This is a genomic window from Arthrobacter sp. Y3221087, assembly GCF_059089905.1.
This window is the reverse complement of sequence record NZ_JBNHFE010000001.1, coordinates 384,645-409,110: the sequence shown is the minus strand read 5'-3', so window position 1 is coordinate 409,110 and position 24,466 is coordinate 384,645. Positions and strand designations below refer to the sequence as shown.

Annotated in this window: 29 protein-coding genes and 1 pseudogene; 12 read left to right on the top strand and 18 right to left on the bottom strand. The window is 66.4% G+C overall.

Annotated elements, in window-relative coordinates; genetic code table 11:
• Positions 1–8: 8 nt before the first annotated feature.
• From AC5RUO_RS01910 to AC5RUO_RS01895, 4 genes are all read right to left on the bottom strand, one after another.
• A complete protein-coding gene (locus AC5RUO_RS01910) occupies positions 9–830 on the bottom strand; it encodes a phosphatase PAP2 family protein (protein ID WP_494102659.1) in 822 nt (273 codons plus the stop codon).
• A 73-nt stretch (positions 831–903) separates the two neighbouring features.
• On the bottom strand, positions 904–2,952 hold the full coding sequence (locus AC5RUO_RS01905; protein WP_494102658.1) for a S8 family serine peptidase: 2,049 nt from the start codon (positions 2,950–2,952) through the stop codon (positions 904–906).
• Positions 2,931–3,779, bottom strand: a complete 849-nt coding sequence (locus AC5RUO_RS01900; protein WP_494102657.1) for an NAD-dependent epimerase/dehydratase family protein — start codon at positions 3,777–3,779, stop codon at positions 2,931–2,933. The genes AC5RUO_RS01905 and AC5RUO_RS01900 overlap by 22 nt, the downstream gene beginning before the upstream one ends.
• Before the next feature lie 34 nt (positions 3,780–3,813).
• On the bottom strand, positions 3,814–4,401 hold the full coding sequence (locus tag AC5RUO_RS01895) for an adenylate kinase (RefSeq protein WP_494102656.1): 588 nt from the start codon (positions 4,399–4,401) through the stop codon (positions 3,814–3,816).
• Positions 4,402–4,691: 290 nt separating this feature from the next.
• On the opposite strand from AC5RUO_RS01895, the gene AC5RUO_RS01890 reads away from it, so the two are divergent.
• Together AC5RUO_RS01890 and AC5RUO_RS01885 are read left to right on the top strand one after the other, a co-directional pair.
• On the top strand, positions 4,692–5,435 hold the full coding sequence (locus AC5RUO_RS01890; RefSeq protein ID WP_494102655.1) for a GAF and ANTAR domain-containing protein: 744 nt from the start codon (positions 4,692–4,694) through the stop codon (positions 5,433–5,435).
• 91 nt (positions 5,436–5,526) lie between these two features.
• Complete coding sequence (locus tag AC5RUO_RS01885; RefSeq protein WP_494009491.1) at positions 5,527–5,889, top strand: response regulator transcription factor; 363 nt, start codon at positions 5,527–5,529, stop codon at positions 5,887–5,889.
• A 97-nt stretch (positions 5,890–5,986) separates the two neighbouring features.
• Here the strand turns inward: AC5RUO_RS01885 and AC5RUO_RS01880 are convergent, their stop codons facing one another.
• The 5 genes from AC5RUO_RS01880 to AC5RUO_RS01860 form a co-directional block, all read right to left on the bottom strand.
• Positions 5,987–6,823 carry an alpha/beta fold hydrolase gene (locus tag AC5RUO_RS01880; protein ID WP_494102654.1) on the bottom strand — a complete coding sequence of 279 codons (837 nt, stop codon included), beginning with the start codon at positions 6,821–6,823 and terminating at the stop codon, positions 5,987–5,989.
• A gap of 102 nt (positions 6,824–6,925) precedes the next feature.
• Positions 6,926–7,123, bottom strand: coding sequence for a hypothetical protein (locus AC5RUO_RS01875; RefSeq protein ID WP_494009493.1), 198 nt, complete (start codon positions 7,121–7,123; stop codon positions 6,926–6,928).
• A 60-nt stretch (positions 7,124–7,183) separates the two neighbouring features.
• Positions 7,184–8,374: a fatty acid desaturase family protein gene (locus AC5RUO_RS01870; protein ID WP_494009494.1), complete on the bottom strand. Its 1,191-nt coding sequence runs from the start codon at positions 8,372–8,374 to the stop codon at positions 7,184–7,186.
• 13 nt (positions 8,375–8,387) lie between these two features.
• Positions 8,388–9,485, bottom strand: coding sequence for a ferredoxin reductase (locus AC5RUO_RS01865; protein ID WP_494009495.1), 1,098 nt, complete (start codon positions 9,483–9,485; stop codon positions 8,388–8,390).
• 224 nt (positions 9,486–9,709) lie between these two features.
• Positions 9,710–10,744 carry an LLM class flavin-dependent oxidoreductase gene (locus tag AC5RUO_RS01860; RefSeq protein ID WP_494009496.1) on the bottom strand — a complete coding sequence of 345 codons (1,035 nt, stop codon included), beginning with the start codon at positions 10,742–10,744 and terminating at the stop codon, positions 9,710–9,712.
• A gap of 76 nt (positions 10,745–10,820) precedes the next feature.
• Here AC5RUO_RS01860 and AC5RUO_RS01855 point away from each other — a divergent pair, with 76 nt between their 5' ends.
• Genes AC5RUO_RS01855 through AC5RUO_RS01845 form a run of 3 tightly spaced genes read left to right on the top strand, consistent with a single transcriptional unit; the run spans position 10,821 to position 11,946 of the window.
• Complete coding sequence (locus AC5RUO_RS01855) at positions 10,821–11,159, top strand: YnfA family protein (protein ID WP_494103361.1); 339 nt, start codon at positions 10,821–10,823, stop codon at positions 11,157–11,159.
• A 46-nt stretch (positions 11,160–11,205) separates the two neighbouring features.
• Positions 11,206–11,610, top strand: a complete 405-nt coding sequence (locus AC5RUO_RS01850) for a YidH family protein (RefSeq protein WP_494009497.1) — start codon at positions 11,206–11,208, stop codon at positions 11,608–11,610.
• A 3-nt stretch (positions 11,611–11,613) separates the two neighbouring features.
• Positions 11,614–11,946 carry a DUF202 domain-containing protein gene (locus AC5RUO_RS01845; RefSeq protein WP_494009498.1) on the top strand — a complete coding sequence of 111 codons (333 nt, stop codon included), beginning with the start codon at positions 11,614–11,616 and terminating at the stop codon, positions 11,944–11,946.
• Positions 11,947–11,969: 23 nt separating this feature from the next.
• Here AC5RUO_RS01845 and AC5RUO_RS01840 read toward each other — a convergent pair whose 3' ends face one another.
• Positions 11,970–12,368, bottom strand: a complete 399-nt coding sequence (locus tag AC5RUO_RS01840; protein WP_494009499.1) for a hypothetical protein — start codon at positions 12,366–12,368, stop codon at positions 11,970–11,972.
• A 93-nt stretch (positions 12,369–12,461) separates the two neighbouring features.
• On the opposite strand from AC5RUO_RS01840, the gene AC5RUO_RS01835 reads away from it, so the two are divergent.
• The 3 genes from AC5RUO_RS01835 to AC5RUO_RS01825 all read left to right on the top strand — a co-directional run bounded on the left by AC5RUO_RS01835 (position 12,462) and on the right by AC5RUO_RS01825 (position 15,204).
• Complete coding sequence (locus AC5RUO_RS01835) at positions 12,462–12,698, top strand: DUF2630 family protein (protein WP_494009500.1); 237 nt, start codon at positions 12,462–12,464, stop codon at positions 12,696–12,698.
• 66 nt (positions 12,699–12,764) lie between these two features.
• Positions 12,765–13,559 (top strand): carbon-nitrogen hydrolase family protein, encoded by a 795-nt coding sequence (locus AC5RUO_RS01830; RefSeq protein ID WP_494102653.1) that lies wholly within the window; start codon positions 12,765–12,767, stop codon positions 13,557–13,559.
• A 322-nt stretch (positions 13,560–13,881) separates the two neighbouring features.
• Positions 13,882–15,204: an ammonium transporter gene (locus AC5RUO_RS01825; RefSeq protein WP_494102652.1), complete on the top strand. Its 1,323-nt coding sequence runs from the start codon at positions 13,882–13,884 to the stop codon at positions 15,202–15,204.
• Positions 15,205–15,231: 27 nt separating this feature from the next.
• Here the strand turns inward: AC5RUO_RS01825 and AC5RUO_RS01820 are convergent, their stop codons facing one another.
• Positions 15,232–15,822 (bottom strand): PadR family transcriptional regulator, encoded by a 591-nt coding sequence (locus AC5RUO_RS01820; RefSeq protein ID WP_494009503.1) that lies wholly within the window; start codon positions 15,820–15,822, stop codon positions 15,232–15,234.
• Between the two features lie 182 nt (positions 15,823–16,004).
• Between AC5RUO_RS01820 and AC5RUO_RS01815 the strand changes: the two genes are divergently transcribed.
• On the top strand, positions 16,005–18,176 hold the full coding sequence (locus AC5RUO_RS01815; RefSeq protein WP_494102651.1) for a transglycosylase domain-containing protein: 2,172 nt from the start codon (positions 16,005–16,007) through the stop codon (positions 18,174–18,176).
• A 44-nt stretch (positions 18,177–18,220) separates the two neighbouring features.
• Positions 18,221–18,760: a GNAT family N-acetyltransferase gene (locus tag AC5RUO_RS01810; RefSeq protein ID WP_494009505.1), complete on the top strand. Its 540-nt coding sequence runs from the start codon at positions 18,221–18,223 to the stop codon at positions 18,758–18,760.
• Here the strand turns inward: AC5RUO_RS01810 and AC5RUO_RS01805 are convergent.
• Positions 18,757–19,350, bottom strand: a complete 594-nt coding sequence (locus AC5RUO_RS01805) for a DnaJ family domain-containing protein (protein WP_494103360.1) — start codon at positions 19,348–19,350, stop codon at positions 18,757–18,759. The two genes, AC5RUO_RS01810 and AC5RUO_RS01805, sit on opposite strands and share 4 nt — an antisense overlap.
• 288 nt (positions 19,351–19,638) lie before the next feature.
• Here AC5RUO_RS01805 and AC5RUO_RS01800 point away from each other — a divergent pair, with 288 nt between their 5' ends.
• Entirely contained in the window at positions 19,639–20,172 is a 534-nt protein-coding gene (locus AC5RUO_RS01800) for a PaaI family thioesterase (protein ID WP_494102650.1), read from the top strand.
• 43 nt (positions 20,173–20,215) lie between these two features.
• Here AC5RUO_RS01800 and AC5RUO_RS01795 read toward each other — a convergent pair whose 3' ends face one another.
• Positions 20,216–20,713 (bottom strand): SRPBCC family protein, encoded by a 498-nt coding sequence (locus AC5RUO_RS01795; RefSeq protein WP_494102649.1) that lies wholly within the window; start codon positions 20,711–20,713, stop codon positions 20,216–20,218.
• Between the two features lie 12 nt (positions 20,714–20,725).
• Positions 20,726–21,058 carry an ArsR/SmtB family transcription factor gene (locus AC5RUO_RS01790; RefSeq protein ID WP_494102648.1) on the bottom strand — a complete coding sequence of 111 codons (333 nt, stop codon included), beginning with the start codon at positions 21,056–21,058 and terminating at the stop codon, positions 20,726–20,728.
• Positions 21,059–21,166: 108 nt separating this feature from the next.
• Here AC5RUO_RS01790 and AC5RUO_RS01785 point away from each other — a divergent pair, with 108 nt between their 5' ends.
• The gene (locus AC5RUO_RS01785) at positions 21,167–21,919 is read left to right on the top strand and encodes a type 1 glutamine amidotransferase family protein (protein ID WP_494102647.1); all 753 of its coding nucleotides are present in this window, start codon (positions 21,167–21,169) and stop codon (positions 21,917–21,919) included.
• A gap of 13 nt (positions 21,920–21,932) precedes the next feature.
• On the opposite strand, the gene AC5RUO_RS01780 is transcribed toward AC5RUO_RS01785, so the two are convergent.
• From AC5RUO_RS01780 to AC5RUO_RS01765, 4 genes and pseudogenes are all read right to left on the bottom strand, one after another.
• Positions 21,933–22,667 (bottom strand): GAF and ANTAR domain-containing protein, encoded by a 735-nt coding sequence (locus AC5RUO_RS01780; protein WP_494009512.1) that lies wholly within the window; start codon positions 22,665–22,667, stop codon positions 21,933–21,935.
• Positions 22,668–22,760: 93 nt separating this feature from the next.
• A complete protein-coding gene (locus AC5RUO_RS01775; RefSeq protein WP_494102646.1) occupies positions 22,761–22,988 on the bottom strand; it encodes an SIP domain-containing protein in 228 nt (75 codons plus the stop codon).
• 88 nt (positions 22,989–23,076) lie between these two features.
• Positions 23,077–23,253, bottom strand: a pseudogene (locus AC5RUO_RS01770) (siderophore-interacting protein); the annotation flags it as partial.
• 136 nt (positions 23,254–23,389) lie between these two features.
• On the bottom strand, positions 23,390–24,400 hold the full coding sequence (locus AC5RUO_RS01765) for an ABC transporter substrate-binding protein (protein WP_494102645.1): 1,011 nt from the start codon (positions 24,398–24,400) through the stop codon (positions 23,390–23,392).
• Positions 24,401–24,466: the final 66 nt, after the last annotated feature.

Sequence of the window (24,466 nt, the reverse complement as noted above, 5' to 3'; positions counted from 1 at the left end):
AGGCGGGGCTACTCGCCCTGCGTCTCCGCCTTGGACAGCTCCCCGGTGATCCGCTCCCCCGGGATCCGCGCAGTCCGCCAGGTGTCCACGGCAATCACGCCGCCCAGGATGATGAGCGACAGGGAGACCGAGGCGAGCGCATCGCTGAGCCAGTGGTAGCCCAGGTACAGCCGGCTCAGCGCCGCCAGGACAATGCCGAAGCCCGCCCCAATAAAGCCCCATACCGCAGCGCGGGTGTTTTTCCGCCGGGAGAAGATCAGGAAGGCACCCACCAGCAGGAAGTCGCATGCCCCCAGGACGTGGCCGGAGGGGAACGAAAAAGTGTGGTCGATGCCAAAGAGCATCTGGTCCACGGGTGGCCGCGAGCGCCGGACGATCTGGAGGATGATCTGCGAGACGATGACGCCCGTCAGCATCGCGGAGGCCAGCAGGATGGGCCGCCAGGCATGCTTGGCGGCGAAGCCCCACGCGAGAACGACTATCAGGATGATGATGGGAAGGGCGATGGGCCCGAACACCACGGCCAGGAAGATCATGATGACCGTCAGGGTGTTGGACCTCAGGCCGAGCAACCAGTCGCGGACCGGGCCGTCTGCCGCGGAGAGCCCGTCCGCCTGCAGCACGCTGATGAGGGTGGCCACGAAGAGCGCCACGCCGGCAGCCACAAGGATGACAGCCGCCCGGTAGAGGTCCCGCCGGTCGGCGGGATCCAGGTAGCGTTCCTCCACCACGAACTTGTCGTGGAAGGCCCGCCACTTGCCGGCGTGCTTCCCGGTTCTTCCGGAAGCTGTTCCGGAGCCTGCTGGTTCCTGCTGTGCCACTGTGCCCATCCCTGCGCGGTGAAGATTGCCTAGGGTGAAGATTATCCCCGCAGGGCGGGATAATCCCCTAACCCTCCCCGGCCTAGAACGAGCCGGTGGTGAACTGCCAGGTGCGGGTGGCCAGCTGGTTTCCGGCCAGGTCGCGAACGGCCGTCCCGCCGCCGGTGACCGTCACGGTGTACTTGGTTTTGGCGGCCAGGGCCTGCTGCGGGTCCAGTATCCACTGGTTGGTGGTGCCGTTCCGGACAACGGTGGCCGGTACCACGGCCCCCGTGGCGGAGTTCTTCACGGTGAAGGTGGTGCCGTTGACGCCCTGGACCGCCTCGCTGAAGCTCACGCTGATGTTGTTGCCGCGGCGCACGAGTGAAGCATTGCTGCCCGGGGTGGTGCCGGTAACCACCGGGGCCGGTCCGGTCAGGAAGCTCCAGCTGGCGGAGGTCAGCGGGGTTCCGGCCGCATCCCTGATGGCGGCGGAGCCACCCACCAGCGAAGCCGTGTACACGGTGTCGGCGGCGAGGCTGGCAGAGGGGTCCAGGGTGGCGGTCCGGGTGGTGGCGTTGTAGGTGACGGTGGCGGGAATGCTGCTGCCGCCCGCGTTCTTGAGCACGAAGGTGGCGGCTGAGACGCCCTGCACTGCAGTGCTGAAGGTGGCCGTCACGTTGGCACCGGTCCCCACCGAGGTGGCGTTCGCGCCGGGAGCCACGGCCGTGACGGTGGGCGCAGGAGCGGGCGCGGGAGCAGGCGCGGGCGCGGGAGCTGGCGCGGGCGCGGCAGCCACGGTGCCGGCGTACAGCAGCCGGTTCGGGGTTCCGCCGGTGGCGCCGGTGATGACGCCGGCGGTCGCGTTGGACACGAGTGAACCGGCTACCTGGGCTGGGGTGAGGGCCGGGTTCTGCGAGAGCAGCACGGCGGCAGCGCCGGCGGCGTGGGGCGCGGCCATGGATGTACCGGACATGGAGGCGGTTGCCGTGGCGGAGGTGTAGTACGTGGACGTGATGCCCACGCCTGGGGCGTACAGGTCCACGCAGGAGCCGTAGTTGGAGAAGGACGCCTGCCGGTCTGCCGAATCGCTGGCAGCCACGGTGACGGCCGCGGACACCCGGGCGGGTGAACTGCCGCAGGCGTCCACTGCGGAGTTGCCGGCGGCAACCACTGCGGAGACGCCGTCGTTCATCACTGCCTGGATGGCCGTGTCCACCGCCGTGCTGGCGGGGCCGCCGAGGCTGAGGTTGGCCACCGCCGGCACGCCTGCCGGGTGGTGGGCCGCGATCCAGTCCAGTCCGGCCACCACGTCCGAGTTGTAGCCGGAGCCCTTGCAGTCGAGCACCCGGACGGGCACCACGGTTGCGGCCTTTGCCACGCCATAGGTGGATCCCGCCACGGTTCCGGCAACGTGGGTGCCGTGGCCGTTGCAGTCGCCGGAGCCCAGGCCGTCAGTCACCGCGCTCCAGCCTGCGGCCACCCGGCCGCCGAAATCGGCGTGGGAGGCCAGGACGCCGGTGTCCACCACGTAGGCGGTCACGCCGGTCCCGGCAGCGGTCCACGAGTAGGAGCCGGACAACGGCAGACCGCGCTGGTCCACCCGGTCAAGGCCCCAGGGCGAGGGCTGCTGGGTGCCGGAGATGCTGACGGGGGCGTCCGCCTCCACCGACAGGACGCGGCCGGACCGGCCCAGCGCCTCGGCCTGGGCAGGGTTGGCCGTGATCACCGCGCCGCGGAGCGCGTTTTTGAAGGTACGGCCGACGGCGAGCCCTTGCCCGCGGAGGTTTGCCGCCTCGGCTTCCACATCGGCATTCGCCGCGAACTGGACGATGTAGCGGCCCGCGGTGCCCGTATCCTCTTTGGGTGCCGCTGTGGCTGGGACGGACGTGGCGGTCAGGGCGACGGCTGAGACCAGTGCTGCGGCTGCGGACAGTACAAAAGATGGGGTGCGAATTTTGGGGTCCTTGGTGATGGTGTTGGGGGGTGCGGGGGCCGGGGAACCACCGCTGTTATCACCAGAATAGGAGCCCGGGTGGGCCCGCAGGCGGGTCTTCGCAGGATCCTGCGGGAACCCTTGGACATTCCTGCGCGCGCCAGGTTTTCCCCCGCCGGACCATGCCCGCCGGGCTACGGCCGGTGGTCCCGCCAACTGTGTTCCGGCTCGAATCCCAGAAGCCGCCTGGCCTTGTCAATGGACAGCATGGTTTCGTGCTCGCCCAGTTCCTTGGTCACCTTCACTGCCGGGAAAACCTCGGCGGCGAGGCTGGCACTCGACCGGTCCATGACCGTGTCCGCATTCGCGATGATGAACGCTTCGAACCCGGGCCTGCCGTTCTCCAGGGCCCGTGCCACTGCCTGGGCACCGTCCCGGCCGTCGATGTAGCCCCAGAGGTTCCACTTCCGCAGCATTGCGTCGGCGTCAAACGAGGGGAACCGGGCGTAGTCCTCCACGTCCATGACGTTGGAGAAGCGCAAGCCTACGATGCTCAGTTCCGGGTCCCAGCGCGTCAGCTCCACCGCCATCTGCTCTTCAAGGTGCTTGACCAGGGAGTAGGTGCTTTCCGGCCGGGCAGGGTATTCCTCGTCCACAGGGATGTAAGGCGGATCGACGTCGAACGGCAGTCCCAGCACCGTCTCGCTGGAGGCGTAGACCACTTTCTTGATGCCGGCGCGCCGGGCGGCCTGCAAGACGTTGTAGGTGGAGAGCATGTTGTTTTCGAACGTCGCCGCGTCCGGAAGGATGCCCGGCGCGGGGATGGCGCCCAGGTGCACCACGGCGTCGAACCCGGTGTGCCTGTCGTCCACCCCGAGCAGCGCATCCACCACCTGGCCGTAGTTGCGCAGGTCCACCAGCAGCAGTCCGGGGCTCCGGGCTCCTTCCCGGTCCAGGTTGAGGACCTGGTGTCCGTCGTCGGTGAGCCGGCGGACCACGTGCCGGCCTAGTTTTCCGCTTCCGCCGGTGACGGCAATTCTCATCAGGATGTCCTTCGGTTGGTTGGATGGGCAGGAATCAGGCCCGGGGTGTGGCAAGGAACTTTTCGACGGCGGCGATCGCCAGTGTGGTGATGTCCGCCGGGTCGCCGCTGCCGTCCACGGAGACCAGGATCCCCCTGCCCGCATAGACAGAGACCACCTCGTGGGTCTCGCGGTGGTATAGGTCCAGCCGGCGGCGAAACACGTCCACCGTGTCATCGGTCCGCCCCTGTTCATCGGCGCGCCCGCGCATCCGCTGCTCGAGTTCGGCGTCCGGTGCCCGCAGCTCGATGACGGCGTCCAGGGCCAGTCCCTGGGAGTCGAGCAGGTTGTCCAGTTCCACCACTTGGGGGGCCGTGCGCGGATACCCGTCCAGCAGGAAGCCGGACCGGACGTCGCTGTCCAGCAGCCGGTCTTTTACCAAGGCGTTGGTGAGGTGGTCCGGAACGAAGTCGCCGCCGTCGAGGTACCTGGCCGCCTGGGCACCCAGGTCCGTCCCCCGGCTCACGTTGCTGCGGAAGATGTCCCCGGTGGAGACCGCCGGGACGCCGAAGTGCCGGGCCAGGTGTTCGGCCTGGGTCCCCTTGCCCGAGCCGGGCGGACCGATGATGAGTAGCCTGGGCATGTTCGTGTCCCTTCCGGGGAAGCTGGCGCGGGCCTCCCGGCCTGCCGCCGGGGCGTCGGCACCTGCTTCATTCTGCCGGGAACACCGGCGGTGCGCCAGAGTGGCGTGTTCCGGCCCGGGTGAATGTGACGTCCGGGCGGACACGGGATGTATATACTCGGAATATCGGTTTAGCAGCAGGCCGTTGGACAGTTCATCGATCCAGCGACCTCCTCCGGTTCCCGTCTTCGCGGCAGGGCCGGTGTGTGTTGCCGGGTTGTTTGACCTGAGCGAATGGCACCAGAAAAACCGTGGCCAGCGAGTCAACAGCAAAAACCGATACATCCATCAAAGAGCACCTGCACGAGCTGGTCCTGAACAGCTCGGACGTCGAGGATTTCCTCAACGAACTGGCGCAGGTGTCTGCCCGCAATCTTTCCGAGCCCGGCGACGAAATGCTGTGCGCCATCACCCTGCTCCGGCAGCGCAAGGCCGCCACGGTGGCCAGCAGCAGCCCGGAGGCCAAGGCCCTTGGCCTCCTTGAGCACCAGTTCGCAGAAGCTCCCAACCTCACTGCTTCCACCACCCGGGAGACCGTGCACGTTCCGGATCTCGAAGCGGACGGTCGGTGGCCCGAGTATTCCGCCGCCATGGCCGCAGAGGGGGTCCGCTCCGTGGTGGCGCTGCCGTTCCACCTGGAAGGCGAGACGAAGGCTGCCCTGCTGCTGTATTCACGCAGGCCGAACCGCTTTGACAGCCGGGTCCTCGAATTCGCTGAGGATTTCGTCAGCCAGACGTCGCTCGCGCTCCGCCTGGCCGTGCGTTTCGCCCACTACAGCGAGACGGCAGCCAACCTGCGCGCCACGCTGGAATCCCGCACCGTGATCGACATGGCCGTGGGCATCATCATGGCCCAGAACCGCTGCAGCCAGCTTGACGCCTTTGAGATCCTCAAGACGGCGTCCAGCACCCGCAACTCGAAGCTGCATGATGTGGCGGCCGCCGTCGTCAACGCTCTGGGCCAGGGCCCGGCGCGCACACATTACGACGGCTAATTAACACATCCGCAAAGCACCGCGGCGCAGGTAGAATAAGGCAAACTTTCGCCGGGGGGCTTTGATGGAAAATAAAAGGGTCTGCCTTGTCGTGGAAGACGACAAAGACATCTGTGGACTGATCACCGTGGTGCTTTCGCGCGCCGGATTCGAGGTGCTTTCGGTCCCGACCGGTGCCGAGGCCATAGCCGCGGCCGAAGATCCGGCTATTGCCCTTGTCACCCTGGACCTTGGCCTACCGGACATGGACGGCCATATTGTGGCACGCGCCATCCGGGAGGTCAGCAAGGCCCCCCTGCTGTTCCTGACGGCCCGGTCTGAAAATGACGACCTGCTGGCCGGGATGGCTTCCGGTGCCGCGGCGTACCTCACCAAACCGTTCCGGCCCACGGAGCTCCGGGACCTGGCTCTGCAGCTGTCCCCCGCTCCCGTTTCACAGGCCCCTCGCATATAGGGCGAATTCTTCGGCGACTTACTGCCGAGCAGGCCAACGCTCGCACTTTCGACGACGGCGGCCTCCCGCCGTCGTCGAAAGTTCCTTGCTCGGGGCGCTACTTGGCGAGGAAGCGGAGCAGTGCTTCATTCACCTCGGCGCCGTGGGTCCAGAGCAGGCCGTGCGGGGCGCCCTCGATCTCCACATACTCGGCGCTGGGCAGTGCCTTCGCGAAGAGGCGGCCGGTGGAGTCGATGGGGAGGATGTTGTCCGCGGTGCCGTGCAGGATGAGAGCCGGAACGTCGATCTTGGGGATGTCCTGGCGGAAGTCCGTGATCCAGGTGGGCTGGGCTTCAACGGATGCCGTTGCCCCTGAACTGGAGGCCAGGTTCCAGCTGGCGTTCACGGCCTCCTGGCTGAGCCTCGGGGTGCCCAGGAAGGTGTCGGTGTTGTAGAAGTTCTTGAAGAACTCGGTGAAGAAGGCGTAGCGGTCCGCTTTCACCGCTTCCATCAGGCCATCGAAGACTTCCTGCGGGACGCCGTCCGGGTTGTCGTCGGTCTTGAGCAGGAACGGCTCCAGGGAACCGAGGAAGGCAGCACGTGCCACGCGGGCGGAACCGTAGGTGCCCAGGTAGCGCGCCACCTCGCCGGTGCCCATGGAGAAGCCCACCAGCACCACGTCATTCAGGTTCAGCGAGGTCAGCAGCTCGTTGAGGTCGGCAGCGAACGTGTCGTAGTCGTAGCCTTCGGTGGGCTTGCTGGACTTGCCAAAGCCGCGGCGGTCATAGGTGATGACCCGGTAGCCGGCGTCCAGCAGGGCAGCTGCCTGCTTCTCCCACGACGAGCCGTCCAGGGGGTAGCCGTGGATCAGAACAACGGGCTGGCCCGAGCCGTGGTCCTCGTAGTAGAGCTCGATGTCAGTGCTGTTCTCGGTCCCAACGGTGATGAAAGCCATAACGGGCAGATTCCTTTCGAGGCTGGTCGGTGCGGGCAACGTTGTGCGGAGCCCGCGCACTCCCCACTCTAGGGCCGCGAATGGCGTTGGGTGCCGATCCTGCTACTGCGACGGCTGTGGCAGCTCGCAGGAGATCTGCGGGTTGACCCCCATGTAATTCAAGGGCCCGGCCACGATGGTGACGAGCACCGTTCCCGCCTCGGCACAGTTCCCTGGTGCCCCGCCGAAGTAGCCGCGCTGCCAGGCGGCCACCCCGCCGATGATCAACCAGATGACAAGAAGTGCTCCCAAGAACCGCATGATTCCTCCGTAGGCCGCGGCGGCTGTGGGATCAATTATGCGGCTGGGGCAGCCAAAACATCAGGCCTTGGCGGTTTTGCCCGGCAGTGCCAACTTGAACACCTTGGCCCAGGAAGAGCCCACCTGCTTGATCAGCGGTCCGGTGGTGTACTTCAGCCCGTAGCGCTGGCAGATTTCGCGGACGCGCGGAGCCACCTCTGCATACCGGCTGGAGGGCAGGTCCGGGAACAGGTGGTGCTCGATCTGGTGCGACAGGTTGCCGGTCATGATGTGCATGAACTTCGAGCCCGAGATGTTGGCCGAACCGATCATCTGGCGGACGTACCAGTCGCCGCGGGTTTCGCCTTCCACCATTTCCTCAGTGAAGGTGTCCGTGCCTTCGGGGAAGTGGCCGCAGAAGATCACCGCGTGCGCCCAGACGTTGCGGATCGCGTTGGCCGTGATGGTGCCGTAGAGGGCCTGCTTCCCGGAACCGGTCAGCATTGCCACGGCAGGGGTGGCAGCGTAGTCCTTGGTGAACTGCGTGACCACCTTCTTGCCCAAAGCCTTGAGGTCCTTCAGCAGGGCTTCCTTGGACTTGGTACCTTCCTTGTACTCGGTCAGTTCGAGGTCGTAGATGGCGATGCCCCACTCGAAGACCGGTGCCAGGATGGCATTGAACAGCGGGTTGGCCAGGTTAATGGGCTTCCACGGCTGGGCTTCGTCCATGCGCAGGAGGTTGTATCCGACGTCGTTGTCCTTGCCCACCACGTTGGTCCAGCGGTGGTGCAGGTCGTTGTGCGTGTGCTGCCAGGAGCGCGAGGGGGTGACGAAGTCCCATTCCCAGGTGGTGGAGTGGATGTCCGGATCGCGCATCCAGTCCCACTGGCCGTGGAGGATGTTGTGGCCCAGCTCCATGTTCTCCAGGATCTTGGCGAGGCTGAGCAGGGTGGTGCCGGTGACCCAGGCGGCCTTGTTCTTGCTGACCAGCAGCGCGGCGCGGCCGGAGATTTCCAGTCCGCGCTGGATCTTGATCATCCGGCGGATGTAGGCCGCGTCTTCGGCGCCGCGCTTGGCCAGGATTTCGTCGCGGATGGCGTCGAGTTCACGGCCCAGCTCCGCCACCTGCTCGTCGCTCAGGTGCGCCGCTGCAGGCGGCCGGACGGTGGGGCTGCCGGACTCAGCCAGCTTTCCGGGGCGCGTCCTGGACCCGCCGGCGGCGCTGCCCTTGGTGGACGAGGGAGTGGCTTTGCTGGGTGAAATTACAGACATACCGTGATGCTCCTCAGAGTTCGAGGTTGACGGGTCCGGCGGCTGCCGAGACACACGTTTGGATCAGTTGGCCGGGTTCGCCGTGGACTTCCCCGGTGCGGAGGTCGCGGACCTGGCCGGCCCGGAGCGGGGTGAGGCAGCTGTGGCAGATGCCCATCCGGCAGCCGCTGGGCATCAGGATTCCGGCGTCCTCGCCCACGTCCAGGAGGGGGGTGTCGCCGTCGGCTTCCACTTCCCGGTCGGACGTTTCGAAGGTGACCAAGCCGCCGTCATGTCCTACACCGACATTGAACGTGGTGTTGAACCGTTCGATCATCAGGTTGCCTGCACTGCCGGCCACGGCTATTTCGGAGCCAGGCGCCGCGGTGGTGAGCGCTGCCCGCTTCCAGAGCGCTTCGGCGTCATCCAGGAAGCTGTCCGGCCCGCAGGCGTAGGCCGCGCGTTCCCTCCAGTCCGGGCAGAGCTCGTCCAGCTGGGCTGTGCTGGTCAGGTCCATGCGCCCCTGCTCACCGGTGAACCAGTGGGCCAGCCTGAAGTTGGGGAACTGGTCGGCAAGCTCGGCAAGTTCCTCGCGGAACAGGCTGTCGCCGGGCGTTTTGGCCGAGTGGACCAGCACGACGTCGGCATCCGGGCGCCGCGGAACAAGCGTGCGGATCATGGACATCACCGGAGTGATGCCGCTGCCCGCTGTGACCATCAGCAGGGGCCGCGGGTGCTCCGGGAGCACGAAGTCGCCCTGCGGCGGTGCCAGGAAGAGGACATCGCCGGGACGCGTGGTGCGCACCAGCGTTCCGGACACGGCGCCCACGTCCGTGACGGTGATGGCCGGGTCCTTGCCGGCGGGAGCGCTGAGGGAGTAGGAGCGCCAGTGCCGGACGCCGTTGAGTTCGACGCCGATGCGCGCCCACTGCCCCGCGAGGTGGGAGTGCCAGCCGCGGCCGGGCCGGAAGAAGATGGTGGCAGACTGCGCGGTTTCCTGCACCACGCGCGTGACCACCCCGCGCAGCTGCCGGGCGGAGTACACCGGGTTGAACAGGGCTAGGATGTCCTCGGGCGCCAGGGGCGTGGTGAGTACTGAGGCCGCCTGGGCCAGCTGTCTTAGCCGGATCATGCGATTAAGCCTAGAGCGGCGCGAGCCATATTTCTCTCTCTCCGTCATATGACCGTTCCGCAGTCACGCTGTAAAAGGGGCGCTAAGCCCCCAAGCCGCACTCTAAGAGTAACGGTTGGCGTGCGCAGACGGTTCCCGCGTTCATCGTAAGCATGCTTAGTATATACCCTGGAGAGGCTCTGACGGGCGGACATTACGTGCCACCCGGGAGAGATTACGGCCGGTCAGGAGCGGGAGGGGCTCCATCCCAGCGCCGGGGCGATGTGCCTGGCCACGTTATTCAGAAGTTTGGCATTGAACTCCACGCCCAGCTGGTTGGGGACCGTCAGCAGCAGGGTGTCCGCTGCCTGGACGGCGGTGTCTGCGGCCAGTTCTTCTGCCAGCTGGTCGGGTTCGCCCACATAGCTCTTGCCGAACCTGGCGGTGAGCCCGTCGATGATCCCTACCTGGTCCCGGCTGTCCCGCAGGGCGCTGCCCGCGAAGTAGCGGCTGTCCTCGGCATCCACGATGGGCAGCACGCTGCGGCTGACGGAGATCCGGGGCTCGTGCCGGTGGGCGGCCGCGGCCCACGCATCCCGGAACAACCGGATCTGCTCGGCCTGCAGTTCGTGGAACGGAACGCCGGTGTCCTCGGTCAGCAGGGTGGAACTCATCAGGTTCATGCCCTGCTCGGCAGCCCAGACGGCGGTCTTGCGGCTCCCTGCTCCCCACCAGATGCGTTCGGCGAGGCCGGGCGACTGGGGCTGGACCGGCAGCAGTCCGGTGGCATCGCCGGCGTACCGCGGATCAGCCTCTGCCACACCGGCGCCGCTGATCGCCTTCCGGAAAAGGGCCGTGTGCCGCCGGGCCATATCGGCGTCGGTTTCACCCGGTTGCGGCACGTAGCCGAAAGCTGATGCGCCCTGCCGGGCCGGCTCGGGTGATCCCCGGCTGATGCCCAGCTGGAGCCGGCCGCCGCTGATCAGGTCGGCGGCTGCTGCCTCTTCTGCCATGTAAAGGGGGTTTTCGTAGCGCATGTCGACCACCCCGGTGCCGATTTCAATCCGGCTGGTGCGGGCCGCGATGGCGGACAGCAGCGGGAACGGGGAGGCCTGCTGGCGGGCGAAGTGGTGGACGCGGAAGAACGCGCCGTCCACGCCAAGCTCCTCCGCGGCCACGGCCAGTTCGATGCCCTGGAGCAGCGCCTCACCCGCGGTCCTGGTGCGGGAGCCCTGGCCGGGACCCCAGTGGCCGAATGACAAGAATCCAATGCGCTCCATACCTGTCCCCAACCTCCGCGACCCCGGTGGCATTCCCGGCTGGCATGATGGCTGTGTGGGTACTCCTGACACGACATTGACCATTGGCAAGGCCGTCCTGCTGTTCGCCTTGGCCGCCGCAGCGGAAATTGGCGGGGCCTGGCTTGTGTGGCAATCCGTGCGGGCAGGCAAGGACTGGTGGTGGGCAGGGCTGGGCGTCATCGCCCTCGGCGCCTACGGCTTTGTGGCCACCCTGCAGCCGGACGCCCACTTCGGCCGGATCCTGGCAGCCTACGGGGGCGTGTTCGTTGCCGGTTCGCTCGCCTGGGGCATGGTCTTCGACGGTTTCCGGCCTGACCGCTGGGACATCGCCGGTTCCCTCATCTGCCTGCTGGGCGTGGCCGTGATCATGTTCGCACCACGGAGCGGCAGTTAGGAGCGGCAGTTAAAGGAGGTCCGGTCGCACCGCCTAGACTGGCACCGTGACCAACTCCCAGCCGGCATCCAGCGAACCTACGCCGCCGCCGCGCGGAAAGATCGCCGAGCGGCTGCTGCCGGGCGGGGAGGAGCCGGACCCCCGGTTCACCCTCGCCAACGAGCGCACCTTCCTTGCCTGGATCCGCACATCCCTGGCGCTGCTGGCGGGCGGGATCGCCATTGAGGCGTTCACCGCCGACCTGTTCCTGGAGCCGGTCCGCAAGGGCCTGGCCATAGTCCTGCTGCTGCTGGGCATGCTGCTCAGCGCCGGGGCGGCCGTACGGTGGCTCCGGGTGGAACGGAGCATGCGCAACAAAGCACCCCTGCCGCTGCCCCTCATTGTGCCGCTGCTTGCCGGGGCAGGCGCCCTGGCGGCCGCCGTCGTGCTTGTCTTCATCCTCTGGCGCTGACCGATGGCACGTTCCCGCCCCGGCCCTCACGGTGATCCGGGCCTGCAGCCTGAACGAACCAGCCTTGCGTGGGGCCGCACCATGATGGCGCTGGTGACGGTCAGCGCGATTTTCCTGCGCTGGCTTCCGGTGCACGGATTTCCCATCCTGCTGCTGTTCGCCGTTTCCTCGGCTGCCGCCCTGGCCATCTACCTCACCCAGCGCCGGCGCTACAGCACCAGCTCCCGCGGCATAGCCAGGGAACGTGTCGACGCCGACATCGCCGCGGTGCTGTGGACGGCTTTCGCGGGGGTTGTGCTGGGCGGCCTGGGCATCGGCGTGGTCCTCGCCGCTTAGCTGCCGGCCGCCGGGCGCCCCTTTCAGAACATCGGCAGGACAAAACCGGCCAGCAGGGCCACGGCCCCGATGCCGGTCAGCACACGCCCCAGCACCGCAGCCGTCCGGCCGGCCTCCTCCGGCTCCACGGTCTGCCACTGGGTGGGACGTTTGGGATGGTAGTAGATAGGCAGCGTATCGCCCTCGGATAGGTGCTTGATGTCATAGGGCGACATGGGTGCCCGGTGCATCTGCTGCTTCCGGTCCAGCCAGCGGAAACCCACGCCGGTGCTGTCCGAGTACACCACGGCGTCGGCCACTGCCCAGGGGTGCACGAAGCGGCGGAGGAATCCGGTGTAGAACAGCAGGCCCAGGCCGGTGGGCAGGCACATCCAGGTCAGCATTTCCAGGATTGGACCTGCCATATCAAGCACAGTAGGCATGAACCTGATGGTACCGCGCAGGGGGTGGTGGGTTCTGCAGCGACTACGTACCCTGAGGGGACCGGAGGGACAGGCAAGGGAAAGAGGGAAAAAATGAACGATCAGGACATTTTGGCGCGCATCCAGGCCCTGGTGGAGGAGGAGCATTCCCTGCGCGAGGCGGCCGGTGACGGACAGGTGCCGGACCAGGCCCGGCTCAGGCAGGTGGAGGAAAGCCTGGACCAGTGCTGGGACCTGCTGCGCCAGCGCAGGGCGAAGTCGGACTCCGGGGAGAACCCCAATGAGGCTGAACCGAGGCCCGTCAGCGAGGTGGAGGGCTACAAGCAGTAGCTCGATAAGCTGGGAATGTCCCCCCGCTCGGCGCACCTGCCTGCGGCACCAGATTGGAGTTCTTCCATGCGTCTTGCAGTCGCCCAGATCATCAGCAGCGCCGATCCGGCGGCCAACCTGGAGCTGATCCGGGACTATGCCGCACAGGCCAAGGCGGCCGGTGCGGAACTGGTGGTCTTCCCCGAGGCGGCGATGCGGGCATTCGGCCACTCCCTGAAGGACATTGCGGAACCGCTGGACGGCCCGTGGGCCGACAAAGTCAGGGGAATCGCAAGGGAACTCCAGATTGTGATTGTGGCGGGGATGTTCACCCCCGGGAAGGACGGCCGGGTCCGCAACACCCTGCTGGTGACCGGCCCCGGCGTGGACACGTCCTATGACAAGGTCCACCTCTTCGACGCCTTCGGCTTCACCGAATCCAAGAACGTGGACGCCGGGGAAAGCCCCGTCACGTTCGAGGTGGACGGAACCGTCTTCGGCCTGGCCACGTGCTACGACGTCCGCTTCCCGGCCCTGTTTACGGCCAATGCGAAGGCCGGCGCACAGGTGAACATCGTGTGCGCCTCCTGGGGTGCCGGTGAAGGCAAGGCGGAACAGTGGGACCTCCTGGTCCGCGCCCGGGCACTGGACAGCACCACCTTCGTGGTGGCCTGCGGCCAGGCCGACCCCGAGACCACCGGCGCAGGACCGGCCGGCAGCGCCCCCACCGGAATCGGCCACAGCGCCGTCATCTCCCCGCTGGGCTCCACCCTCGCAGCGCTCGGCGGCAAGCCAGAACTCGCCGTGGTGGACATCGATCCCTCCACGGTTGAGGACGTACGCGCCAAGCTCCCGGTCCTCACCAACGCCCGGCAGTTCTAGCCCACGGCTGTGAGCCGCCGTTCACGGGCAGGAAACATGGCGGCGGAAGCGTACGACGGCGTTCCTCACCTTTTCCCCCGGACCTTCCCCGCCATTCCGGCGCGCGAGAGCCGCCCACCCATTTCCGGCACAGCCCCGAGGGCCCCCGTTAACACAGCCGAAACATCTTCGACACGCGAACTTCACGCCGAAGCGAATTGCGTAACCTCGCCGCAACTTTCCCGGGCAATAACCGAAACACAGGCAACGAAAGATTGGTCCCCGGGGGAATTGCCGGGACGTCAGAATCGTCCCGGGAGGATCTTGCGCGAAGGGACCGCCGGTGGAAATTTCTGCCCAACACGTCTGGCTGATGATGTCGGCCGCGATGGTACTGCTGATGACTCCGGGACTGGGTCTCTTCTACGGCGGCATGACGCGCGCCAAAGCCGCCCTCAACATGATCATGATGAGCTTCATCTCCGCCGGCATCGTCGGGGTGGTGTGGGTGCTGTGGGGCTACTCCATGACCACCGGCGACGGCGTGCTGGGCCTCTTCGGCAACCCCTTCACCAGCTTCGGGCTCCAGAACCTGATGGGCTCCCCGGACCTGATCAAGGCCGGCTTCAGCTCCACGTTCGCCATCATTACCGTGGCCCTGATCAGCGGTGCCATCGCCGACCGGGCGAAATTCGGCGCCTGGGCGTTGTTCGTGCCGCTCTGGATCACGGCGGTCTACTGCCCCCTCGCCTACATGATCTGGGGCGGCGGGCTCCTGAGCCCTGGCGGCGCCCTCACCGCGGTCTTCGGCCAGGTCATCGATTTCGCCGGCGGCGCCGTGGTGGAGATCAGCTCCGGAACAGCGGCCCTGGTCCTCGCCCTCATCGTCGGGCAGCGGCACGGCTTCGCAAAGGACCCGAACCACCGCCCGCACAACGTGCCCTTCATCATGCTGGGTGCGGCCATCCTCTGGTTCGGCTGGTTCGGTTTCAACGGCGGCGCTGCCACCACCGCCGAACAGGCAGGCCTGATCTGGGTCAACACGCTGGTTACCCCGGCCGCGGCCATGCTCAGCTGGTTGGTCACGGAAAAGATCCGGCACGGCCACCCCACATCCCTGGGGGCGGCATCAGGTGTGGTGGCCGGACTCGTGGCCATCACCCCGTCCTGCGCCAACATCAGCCCGGTGGCCGCAATCGGCCTGGGCCTGGTGGCCGGTGCCGCCTGCGCCGTCTTCGTCGACCTCAAGTACCGGTTCGGACTGGATGACTCCCTGGATGTAGTGGGCGTCCACCTCGGTGCCGGTCTGATCGGCACCCTGGCACTTGGCTTCATTGCCCTGCCCGTTGAGGGCCAGGGCGGCGGGCTCTTCTACGGCGGCGGCGTCCAGCAGCTCATCGCCCAGACGGCGGCCGTCGTCGTCACCATGCTGCTCTCCGGACTCGGCACCCTGGTCATCGGCCGGGCCATCAACAAGACCATCGGGTTCCGGGTCAGCCACGAAGCGGAGACTGCCGGCGTGGACCTGTCCGAGCACGCAGAGAGCGCCTACGCCTTCGGTGAGCTGGGCGCCGGGTTCAACCCGCTGCGGCCCGGTTCCTCTGACCTTCACAGCACGGCCAAGGCCCCTGTCGAGCGGCACGCCAAGGAAGATTCCTTCGCCTAGGCTGCCGCACCGGCGGACTTCCCTGCCTTAGTCCGCCAGGATTTTGTACAGGGCACGGCGGGTTTCATCCAGCTTTTCGATCGCCGCTGCACGCTGCTCCTCCGAGACGCCGCTGCGGAACTGGTGGATAACGCCCATCAGCTTGCCGATGCTCTGGTGGAATTCCCGGTCCGAGCTGTCCGGACCGGCATTCCATGCGTTCTCCATCTCCTCGGCATGCTCCGCAACGTAGGCCCTGCCCGCGTCGGCCAGGGCAAACTCGGTGCCGCGCCCTTCGCTCAGCGCCTCGATCAGGCCCTCGTCCACGAGCTGCTGCAGCGTCGGGTAGATGGAACCGGGGCTCGGGCGCCACGCGCCGTCCGTCTTTTGGGCGATGGTCTTGATCAAGCCGTAACCATTCGACGGCGATTCGGCCAGGAGCGAGAGGATGGCTGCGCGGACATCACCGCGGTTTGCCCGCCTCGAGCCGCGGCCAAATCCCGGACCGAAACCGGGTCCAAAGCCCGGGCCAAATCCGCCGCCGCGGTGGCCGTGCGGCCCGCGGCGGCCCCTCCCCCGTTCAAACCTGCCCCTGCCGACGTCGCGGTGGGGGAATTTTTCGTCGGAAATGCCTTTCATGGTGGCTCGTCCTTTCGAAGGATCATTATCTTCACTAACCTATTCAGCAATAGTTAACGATATGTCGGTAACTATCGGCCCGTCAAGGGAGAAGTGTGACCAAATCCTGACCTGCCGGGCTATGGAAGACCCCCTTACCCGGGCGTAGTCTTTTCACACCTCCAAGCTCCGAGGGCTGAAGAATGGTGAAAAAAAGGAAGCGCAGGCGCGGTAAAGGCAGCGCCGTGGGACGACTCCTGGGGTTCCTGGCCGCGTCTGCCATGTGCGGTGTCCTGGTGGCGAGCCTGGTGGTCCCGGCAGTAGCTGCCGCAGGATTCGGCGTCAGCAACTCCATCGGGTTCTTTGAAAGCCTGCCCGAGGAACTGACCGTGCAGCCGCCGTCGCAATCCACCAAGGTGCTGACGTCCGACGGCCAGCCGATTGCCACGTTCTATGCGGAGAACCGGGTCCGGATCCCGCTGGACCAGATGTCGCCGTACATCAAGGACGCCGTCATCGCCATCGAGGACAGCAGGTTCTACGACCACGCCGGCGTGGACCCGCAGGGCATCCTCCGGGCTGTGGTGGCCAACCTGACCAAGGGCGACCAGCAGGGTGCTTCAACCATCACCCAGCAGTACGTCACCAATGTCATCAACGAGTCGCGGGTGTCCCAGGACCGGCCCGACGAGGTGGTCCTCAGCGGCCAGAAGGACATGGGCGACAAGCTGCGCGAGATGAAGCTGGCCATAGCCCTGGAGAAGAAGTTCAGCAAGGAGCAGATCCTTGAGGGCTACCTGAACATTGTGTTCTTCAACAGTGACGCCTACGGTGTTGAGGCCGCCGCGCGCTATTTCTTCAGCACCACCGCCAAGGACCTTAACCTCCCCCAGGCGGCCCTGCTGGCCGGGCTGGTGAACAGTCCCACGTTCTACAACCCGGCGCTCAACCCGGACAATTCCATGGCCCGCCGCAACCAGGTTTTGGGCGAGATGCGCAACCTCGGCATGATCACCCCGGCTGAGCACGACCAGGCGGTTGCCACCCCGATTGAACTCAAGATCAGTCCGGAGCGACAGGGCTGCGCGAACGCCACCATGGCCCCGTACTTCTGCGACTACATTTCGCACCTGATCCTGAACAATCCTGCGTTCGGGCAGAACGAGGCCGAACGCCAGCGCAAACTGTACCGCGGCGGCCTGACCATCATCACCACTCTGGACAGCCGGTTGCAGGCCGCTGCCCAGTCGCAGGTGGACGGCACGGCCGGGGCCAACCCCGACCGGTGGGGCGCCGCGCTGGTCACGGTCCAGCCGGGAACCGGCAAGATCCTGGCAATGGCCCAGAACACGGTGTTCCTGGCAGAGCCGGGAAAGTTCGACACCCACCTGAACTTCAATGTGGACGCCAAGGACCCCCAGGGCAACAACCTGAACGGTGCGGGCGGGTTCCAGACGGGTTCCACCATGAAGCCGTTCACGTTTGCCCAGTGGCTGAACGAGGGCAAGCCGCTCACCGCGGAGGTGGACGCCTCACGCCGCGTCTACCCGCTGGGCTTCCCGTGGCGGTCGAGCTGCGGCAAGGTGCTGGGCGCCTACAGTACGGCGCAGAACAACCCTGAACTGGGCGCCGCGGATGACCTGCAGAACGCCGAAGAGGGCTTCTACCGGAAGATGGCCATCAACTACGGCCTGTACAACTCCATCAACACGGCCACCTTCGCATCAGCCACGCAGCTGGATTTCTGCGGCATCCAGAAGATGGTGGACAGCGTGGGCCTGCACAACGGGCTGGACGGGTCACCGATCAACATGCACCAGCTGGGCAACCTGCTCGGTGCCACCAACGTGGCTCCGCTGCATATGGCGAACGCTTTCGCGACCTTCGCCAATGACGGCCGCTACTGCACCCCGATCGCGCTGGTGGAGATCACGGATGCCGCCGGCGGCAAGCTGCCGGCGCAGAATGTCGAGTGCCGGGATGCCGTAAAGCCCGACGTAGCGCGGGGCGTCAATTCGGTGCTGCAGGACGTGCTGGTAAGGGGATCGGGTTTCTGGATCAATCCCAAGGTCCATGACAAGTGGCCCACGGCCGCCAAGACCGGAACGTCCAACAACAACGGGGCCACCTGGATCGTCGGCTACACCACCGGACTATCCACCGCATCCTTCTTCGGGGACCCCCTGGAAAGCCAGAAGCGCCCCGGCCAGAACGTCACCATCAACGGGACGTTCTACCCCCGGCTCGACGGCTACATGATTGCAGGACCACAGTGGGCCAACTACATGCTGAAGGCGGCGCCGCTGTACCCGGCAGCGCCCTTCCCTGGCCCTCCCCCATCGATGATCGGACCCAATCCGACACCCAAGCCCTGATTCCACGCCAAACCTCAGTCATCCCGAGGGCCCTGCCTGCCACAATGAACGGCGTGAAGAGCCTCGAAACTGAGCGGCTGGTCCTCCGCCAGTGGGAGCCGGCGGATGCCACTTTTGTGCTGGATCTCTACTCCCGTTGGGAGGTGCAGCAGTTCATCGGCAATCCGCCCGAGGTCATGACGGACCTGGCGCAGGCGGAGGAACGGATCCGCGTGTGGCGGGCGATGGACCACCCCGTCCATGGAGTCTGGGCCGTTCAAATCAAAGACGCCGGGGAGTTGGCCGGCACGCTGCTCCTGAAGTCCATCCCGGCGTCGGGCGGCTCCCTTCCCCTGCAGCCTTCCGGGGACACTGAGATCGGCTGGCACTTCCACCCCGATTTCTGGGGCAACGGCTACGCGAGCGAGGCCGCGGCCGCGGTCCTCGCCTACGCCTTCGAAAGCGGCCTGCAGAAGGTAGTGGCAGTGACGGCTCCGGCCAACACTGCCTCACAGAGGGTGTGCACCCGGATTGGGCTGGTCCACAAGGGGCAGACCGGGCGCTACTACAACGCCCTCTGCGAGCTGTTCGAGCGGACTGCCTAACCCGCGCCCTTCCACAGCTTCTGCCACCACGAACGCGGCGCTTGCGGCGGCGGCGGTGGCTCGACGGTCCGGGAGGCCCGCCGTTGCCGCCAGCGGACCACTTCCTCCTCGACCTCCCGGAGCTTGGTGACGACCGGCGGTCCGCCCTGCAGCTGCCGCCGCGCATCGATGACCCGGCGGTTGAAGTCCTGCAGGATGTCGCGGACCTGCTGTTCCGTGTACTGGGCGTCAAGCTTGGCGTCCAGCTCGGCGTCCTCAGTGCGCAGGAGAATGGCCGGCGGGCCGAGGCCGCTGATGTTCTCGCGCTGGAGCAGGCCCTTGACCCACCAGTCGGGGTCATAGGATTCACCCAGCCCCGGGATGGGCTTGCCGGCGTACTTGAGGTTGTCGAACTTGCCCTGGGCCATGGCATCCCGGATCAGGTAGTCCGCCCTGGCGGCATCGCCCACCTTGCGGCGCTTTTCCCGTTCCTTGGCTTCAAGGGCATCAAGGGCGGCTTCCTCTTCGGCGCTGATGCCGGCTCCCCGGTAGGACCGCACCTCGGCGGCGCGCTCCAGCCGCTTCCGGAATTCTCCTGACCCGCTGTTCACCCTGTCCACCGCCCTTCAATCCCCTTCTTCAAGTATTTCGGAAGCCCCTCGGAGGGTTCAACGCCTCCTGAGCTGCCGTTTCTGGGATGGCTCCTCCTGGCTCCTGAACGTGGCCGATGCCGGCATCCGGCCGGCAGCAGCGGCGGGAGGCCGCGGCCGGGGACCTCGTGGCGCTGGATGCAGTCAACCTGGTGCGTTGGATGACAGGAGAGGGCCGAACGCCCTGCCGGCTAACCCCGGCAGCGCCTAAGCTGGCACACAAACGCGGCCACGGCGGAGGAGAAGCCCATGGACACCAGCGGGCAGGCGGAACGCTCGGAGACCTTCAGCTGGACGGACCCGAAAGTGGGTCTGGAGCGCCTGCCAACCATGTCCGGGCTGGACTTCCTGTCCGGCATGCGGGACGGCGGCATTCCGCGACCGCCCATGGCTTCGCTGATGAACCTGCGCCTGGTGGCGGTTGAACACGGGCGGGTGGAGTTCGAGTGCCGGCCGGCCGAGGCACATTACAACCCGCTGGGTGTGGTGCACGGCGGCCTGGCCTGCACCCTGCTGGACACCGTGGTGGGGTGCGCGGCGCACAGCACGCTGGCTGCCGGCTTCGGCTACACGTCCATTGACCTCTCGGTCAGCTATCTCCGCCCCATCACGCTGCAGCATGCCATCCTGCGCGCCGAAGGATCGGTGGTGAAGTCGGGGTCCCGGGTCATCTTTGCCGAGGGCCGCGTCTTCGCTCCGGACGGCGGCCTGCTGGCCACCGCCACCAGTTCGCTCCTGGTTTTCGCCGCCGCCGCGCCAAAACAGCCGGCACCCAAGGCATAGCGTACGACGGCGGGAGGTCCCGCCGTCGTACGCTTTCCTTTCGTCAGGCGTTGGCGTGCTCCGCGAGGATCGCATCGATCTGGCCGGCCGCTTCCCTCATGCCCTCCATCATGCCCATGGCCACCATCTGTTCCAGCTGTTCTTCGGACTCGAACGTGGACAGGATGGTCATCCGGGTCCGCTCCCCCAACGGTTCAATCGTGACCAGGGCGTGCGAGGTGCCATGCTCGCCCGTGGGGTTGCCATCTCTGTCCGCGAAGCCGTCGTTGAATTCCAGCTGCCGCGGCGCTTCGATGGCGGTGAACTCCCACCAACCGTGGAACTTCTCCCCCTCGGGGCTTGTCATGTAGTAGTTGGCCTTGCCGCCCGGCACGAACTCGTGCTTGTGGAACGTGGCCGGGTACGTGGGCGGACCCCACCAGCGCTCAAGCTGGCGCGGGTCCTCCCAGAGCTGCCAGACCCGATCCACGCCGGCATCAAACTCGGCAACGAGCGTCATGCTCAGGGCCTCGGGATTCTTGTCCATACTGATGACTGTCATGGCAATGCCTTCCTAACCTTCAGTGAGAATGTCGGCCATTCGGGCGGCACGCTGCCGCCAGATTTGTTCGTATTCGTCGAGCAGCCGCCGGGCTTTCTGCAGGCCTTCATGATCACCCCGCACAATCTGCTCCCTTCCGCGCTTTTCCTTGGTGACCAGGGAAGCGCGCTCCAACACCACCACATGCTTCTGGACTGCGGCGAAACTCATGGCGTAGAGGGCCGCGAGACCCGAGACCGAGTACTCGCCCACTGTCACGCGCCGAACAATGTCCCGGCGGGTGGAATCGGCGAACGCCTGGAAGAGGCGGTCCAGTTCGGAATCACGGAGCTGATCTACAACCATTTGGTTGTACGATATTCGGATCCCGGGCGTGGGTCAAGAGGTTTTCCCCCTCTTTTGCGCTCTCCGCACAACGCCCGGGCCCCGGGCCCGGCGGGTAGGTTGAAGCCCATGAGCATTTTCCTCGCTGGTGCCGGGCCGGACCCGTTGGCCTTTCCCGAAGTGTTTGACCGCTTTGCCGCGGAAGTGTCACAGAAACCGGGCGCTGGCCACTCCGCGAGGATTGCCGTGGTGGTCCATGACCAGGCCGGCAACCCCGCTGGCCGGCTGGCCGAGTATGTTGAGCCGCTGCGTGCACGGCTGCCGTTCGAGCTGGTGCCAGTGCCCCTGGGCGAGGTGCCAACCGCGGACCCGGCGCTGTTCGACGGCGTGGACGCAGTGGTGGTGGGCGGCGGACTGACGCCGGCCTACCTGGCCGGTCTTCATCCCGCGATGCCGGCACTTACCCGCATTGTTGCCGGCGGCGCTTCCTACCTTGGCTTTTCCGCGGGCGCCATGGTGGCGCCGGAACGGGCGCTGATCGGCGGCTACCGGGCGCACGGCATCGAGGTGTGCGGTGAAGAGTGCTCGGAAGGACTGGACGCGCTGGACATCCGCGAGGGTCTTGGCCTTGCCCCCTTTGCGGTGGACGTCCATGCGGCGCAGGCCGGAACACTTGGGCGGGCTGTCGGTGCCGTGGCGGCAGGCGTGGTGGCGAGGGCTGTTGCCATTGACGAAAGCACGGCCCTCATCCTGCCTGCGGCGGGCTCGGAGGACTTCGAGGTGATCGGCAGCGGCAACTGCTGGGATGTGCGGGGACGGGGGTCAGGCGACGCAAACGCGGCCGGCGGATCCGCCGTCGTTTCTGTCCTGCGGGCGGGCTGACAGCGGGCTGCTGCTACCCGTCGAAGTGGGTCTGGATGCTGTCGCCGGACAGTTGTTCGATCAGTTCGGCGGCAACGTCACGCAGCTTGCGGTTCCGGTTGCTGGAGACCTTGGTAAGAATGTCCATGGCTTCGGCCTGGGAGCAGCGGTTCTGCGCCATGATGACACCGCAGGCCAGATTGATTGCGGTCCTGCTTTGCAAGGCTGCTTCGAGGTCCTCCGCCCGGTTCTGGGCAGTGTTGATCCGGACGGAGAGTTTCAGTGTGTTGTGGGCGGCGGCGGCGAATCCCAAAGCCTTGTCATAGACGTCCGCGTTGAAGGCGCGCGGTTTTGCAGCGAAGAAGTTGAGGGCCGCACGGGAGTCCCCGCTGATTTCCAGCGGCACCCCCAGACTGCTGTGCACGCCATGCTCCTTGAACTTCTGATTCAACTCCGGCCACCGGGGGTCCTCGGAAACGTCATCGATTATCACCGGGGACATCTCGCGCAGTGCTTTGATGCAAGGACCATCGCCCAACGCCTGCTCTATACGGTCAAGCTCCACGGCCCGCGGACTGCTCCCGGCAGCCGTGGCAGGCCTGCGCCGCAGCTTGAGGGTGACCGCGCATTCAATCTGGTCGTTGGCCGCTTCCGATACCGCGGCTGCCGCCAAGCCGGAAAGTCCTGAGAGGAATTCCACCGCGTTCTCGGCGCCCACCAGGACTTCCTGCAGCTGCAGTACTGACTCGTTATCCGCGGAAGTCGACATGGGCCCATCCTACTGTCCGCCGGGAAAAGGCGCTGCCCCATCCTGTGCTCACGGGATGCCGCCCTACCTACTTCGACGAACACTTCCGGGGGTTCAGCGCTTGGGCACGGGAATCCCGTTGACGCCCGAGCCGGCCTTGCCAAGGCTCCAGCAGCCCCGGAACTCCGACGCCCTGGGGTCCACGCCCGAATCTGTGAGGCACCGGCGGAGGGATTTGACCGTTGCCGCCTCGGCGCCAACCCAGGCATATGGGCATCCGGCGTTGGCGCCGGAGGCAACTGCCTGCTGCACAGCCTTTACGAGCCGGACACCGCGCGGCACGGCGCCGGAGCCGCGATGGCCCCGCCTGGGTCCCCGGTCCCCGGTGCAGGACAAAGTCGACGTCGACTTCCGGGCCTGAGGGGGTCCGGCGCAGCGCGCGGACCGTGTAGCTGCGGATGAAGCCGCGGCCGGGCTGGTCCTGCCGGAGCCAGTCCTGGTACCAGCCCCTTTGGAGGACGCCGTTCGCACCGCCTGGGAGCTGCAGTGGATGGCCGGGGGTGGGCAGCAGCAGCTTGATGCGGAGGTCAAGGGTGGGCCCCGGCACACCGAAGTCCAGCAGGGAAGGACCGGTTAACGTGCGCGGCGGAAGTGCGGGGACAGGTCCCGCACTTCCGCCACCACTGCTTCGAACACCCGCACAGGGTGTCCGGAAACCGATGCGGAAGCAGCCATCAGGGGCATTACGGCAGCTGGGGATCCACGCCGTAGTGGTTGGCCAGCTCGGTTATCACGGCGTGGGCGCCCTGGATGCTGACCGACGCCAGGAACGTGGCGTCGTCAACGTTCTTGACCTCGCCCTTGAGCCGCTGCCACAGCGGGTTGGACTGGAAGGCCTCCTGCTGTGCGCGGGCCTTGTCGCCCTCGGCGCCGGCGGGGGTGAAGGCGCTGACCATCACCAGGCCGGCGTCGCCCTGCAGGATCTGCTCGGCGGCAAGCGGGACGAAGATCTCCTTGTCGCTGTCCGGCTGGTCCTTGGGCCGCGGGATGTTCATGTCCGCCATAATCTCGCCGATGAAGGAATTCGAGGAGTACAGGCGTGCGGTGTCACCGCCGGTGAAGCGGATCAGCGAGTAGGTGGCGTCCGGCTTCTTTGCCAGGATCTCGGCGCCGACCTTTGCCGCACGGTCCTCGTACGCCTTGACCAGTTCCTCGGCCTTGGCCTTCTTGCCCAGTGCCTCACCGAGGAAAACAACGTTCTCCTTCCAGGTGGGACCGGTGCTCACGGAGAAGATGGTGGGCGCGATCTTGGACAGCTGCGAGTAGAGCGCCTCGTGGCGGACCTTCGCGGACACGATCAGGTCCGGCTGCAGTTCCAGGATCTTTTCCAGGTTGGGTTCGGCCAGGGTTCCAACGTTCACCGCATCCTTGGTGGCATCGGCAACGTCGCCGAGGTAAGGGGCGAAGGGGGCCTTGGGGTCCTGCCGGTACTGCACGTAGCCCACCAGGTCAGCCTCGAGCAGGAGCGCCGCGTCGATGTAGCTGGGGTCAAGCGCAACCACGCGCTTCGGGACCTCTTCGATGGTGGTGGAGCCCATGGTGTGTTCCATGGTCAGCGGGAATCCGGCGGCTTCGGCAGCGGCGGTGGTGGCGGTGCTGCTGGTGGTGGCGGCCGGGGAGCCGCAGGCCGCTGTGGCCAGGAGGACCAGGCCGGCGGCGGCAGCAGTGAGCTGCCTGGAGATGCGAGTTTTCACGGGGATGCCTTCATGAACGGAACGGGGTCTGCGACGCATTAGGTAAGCCTTACCTGCGTCTGCCGT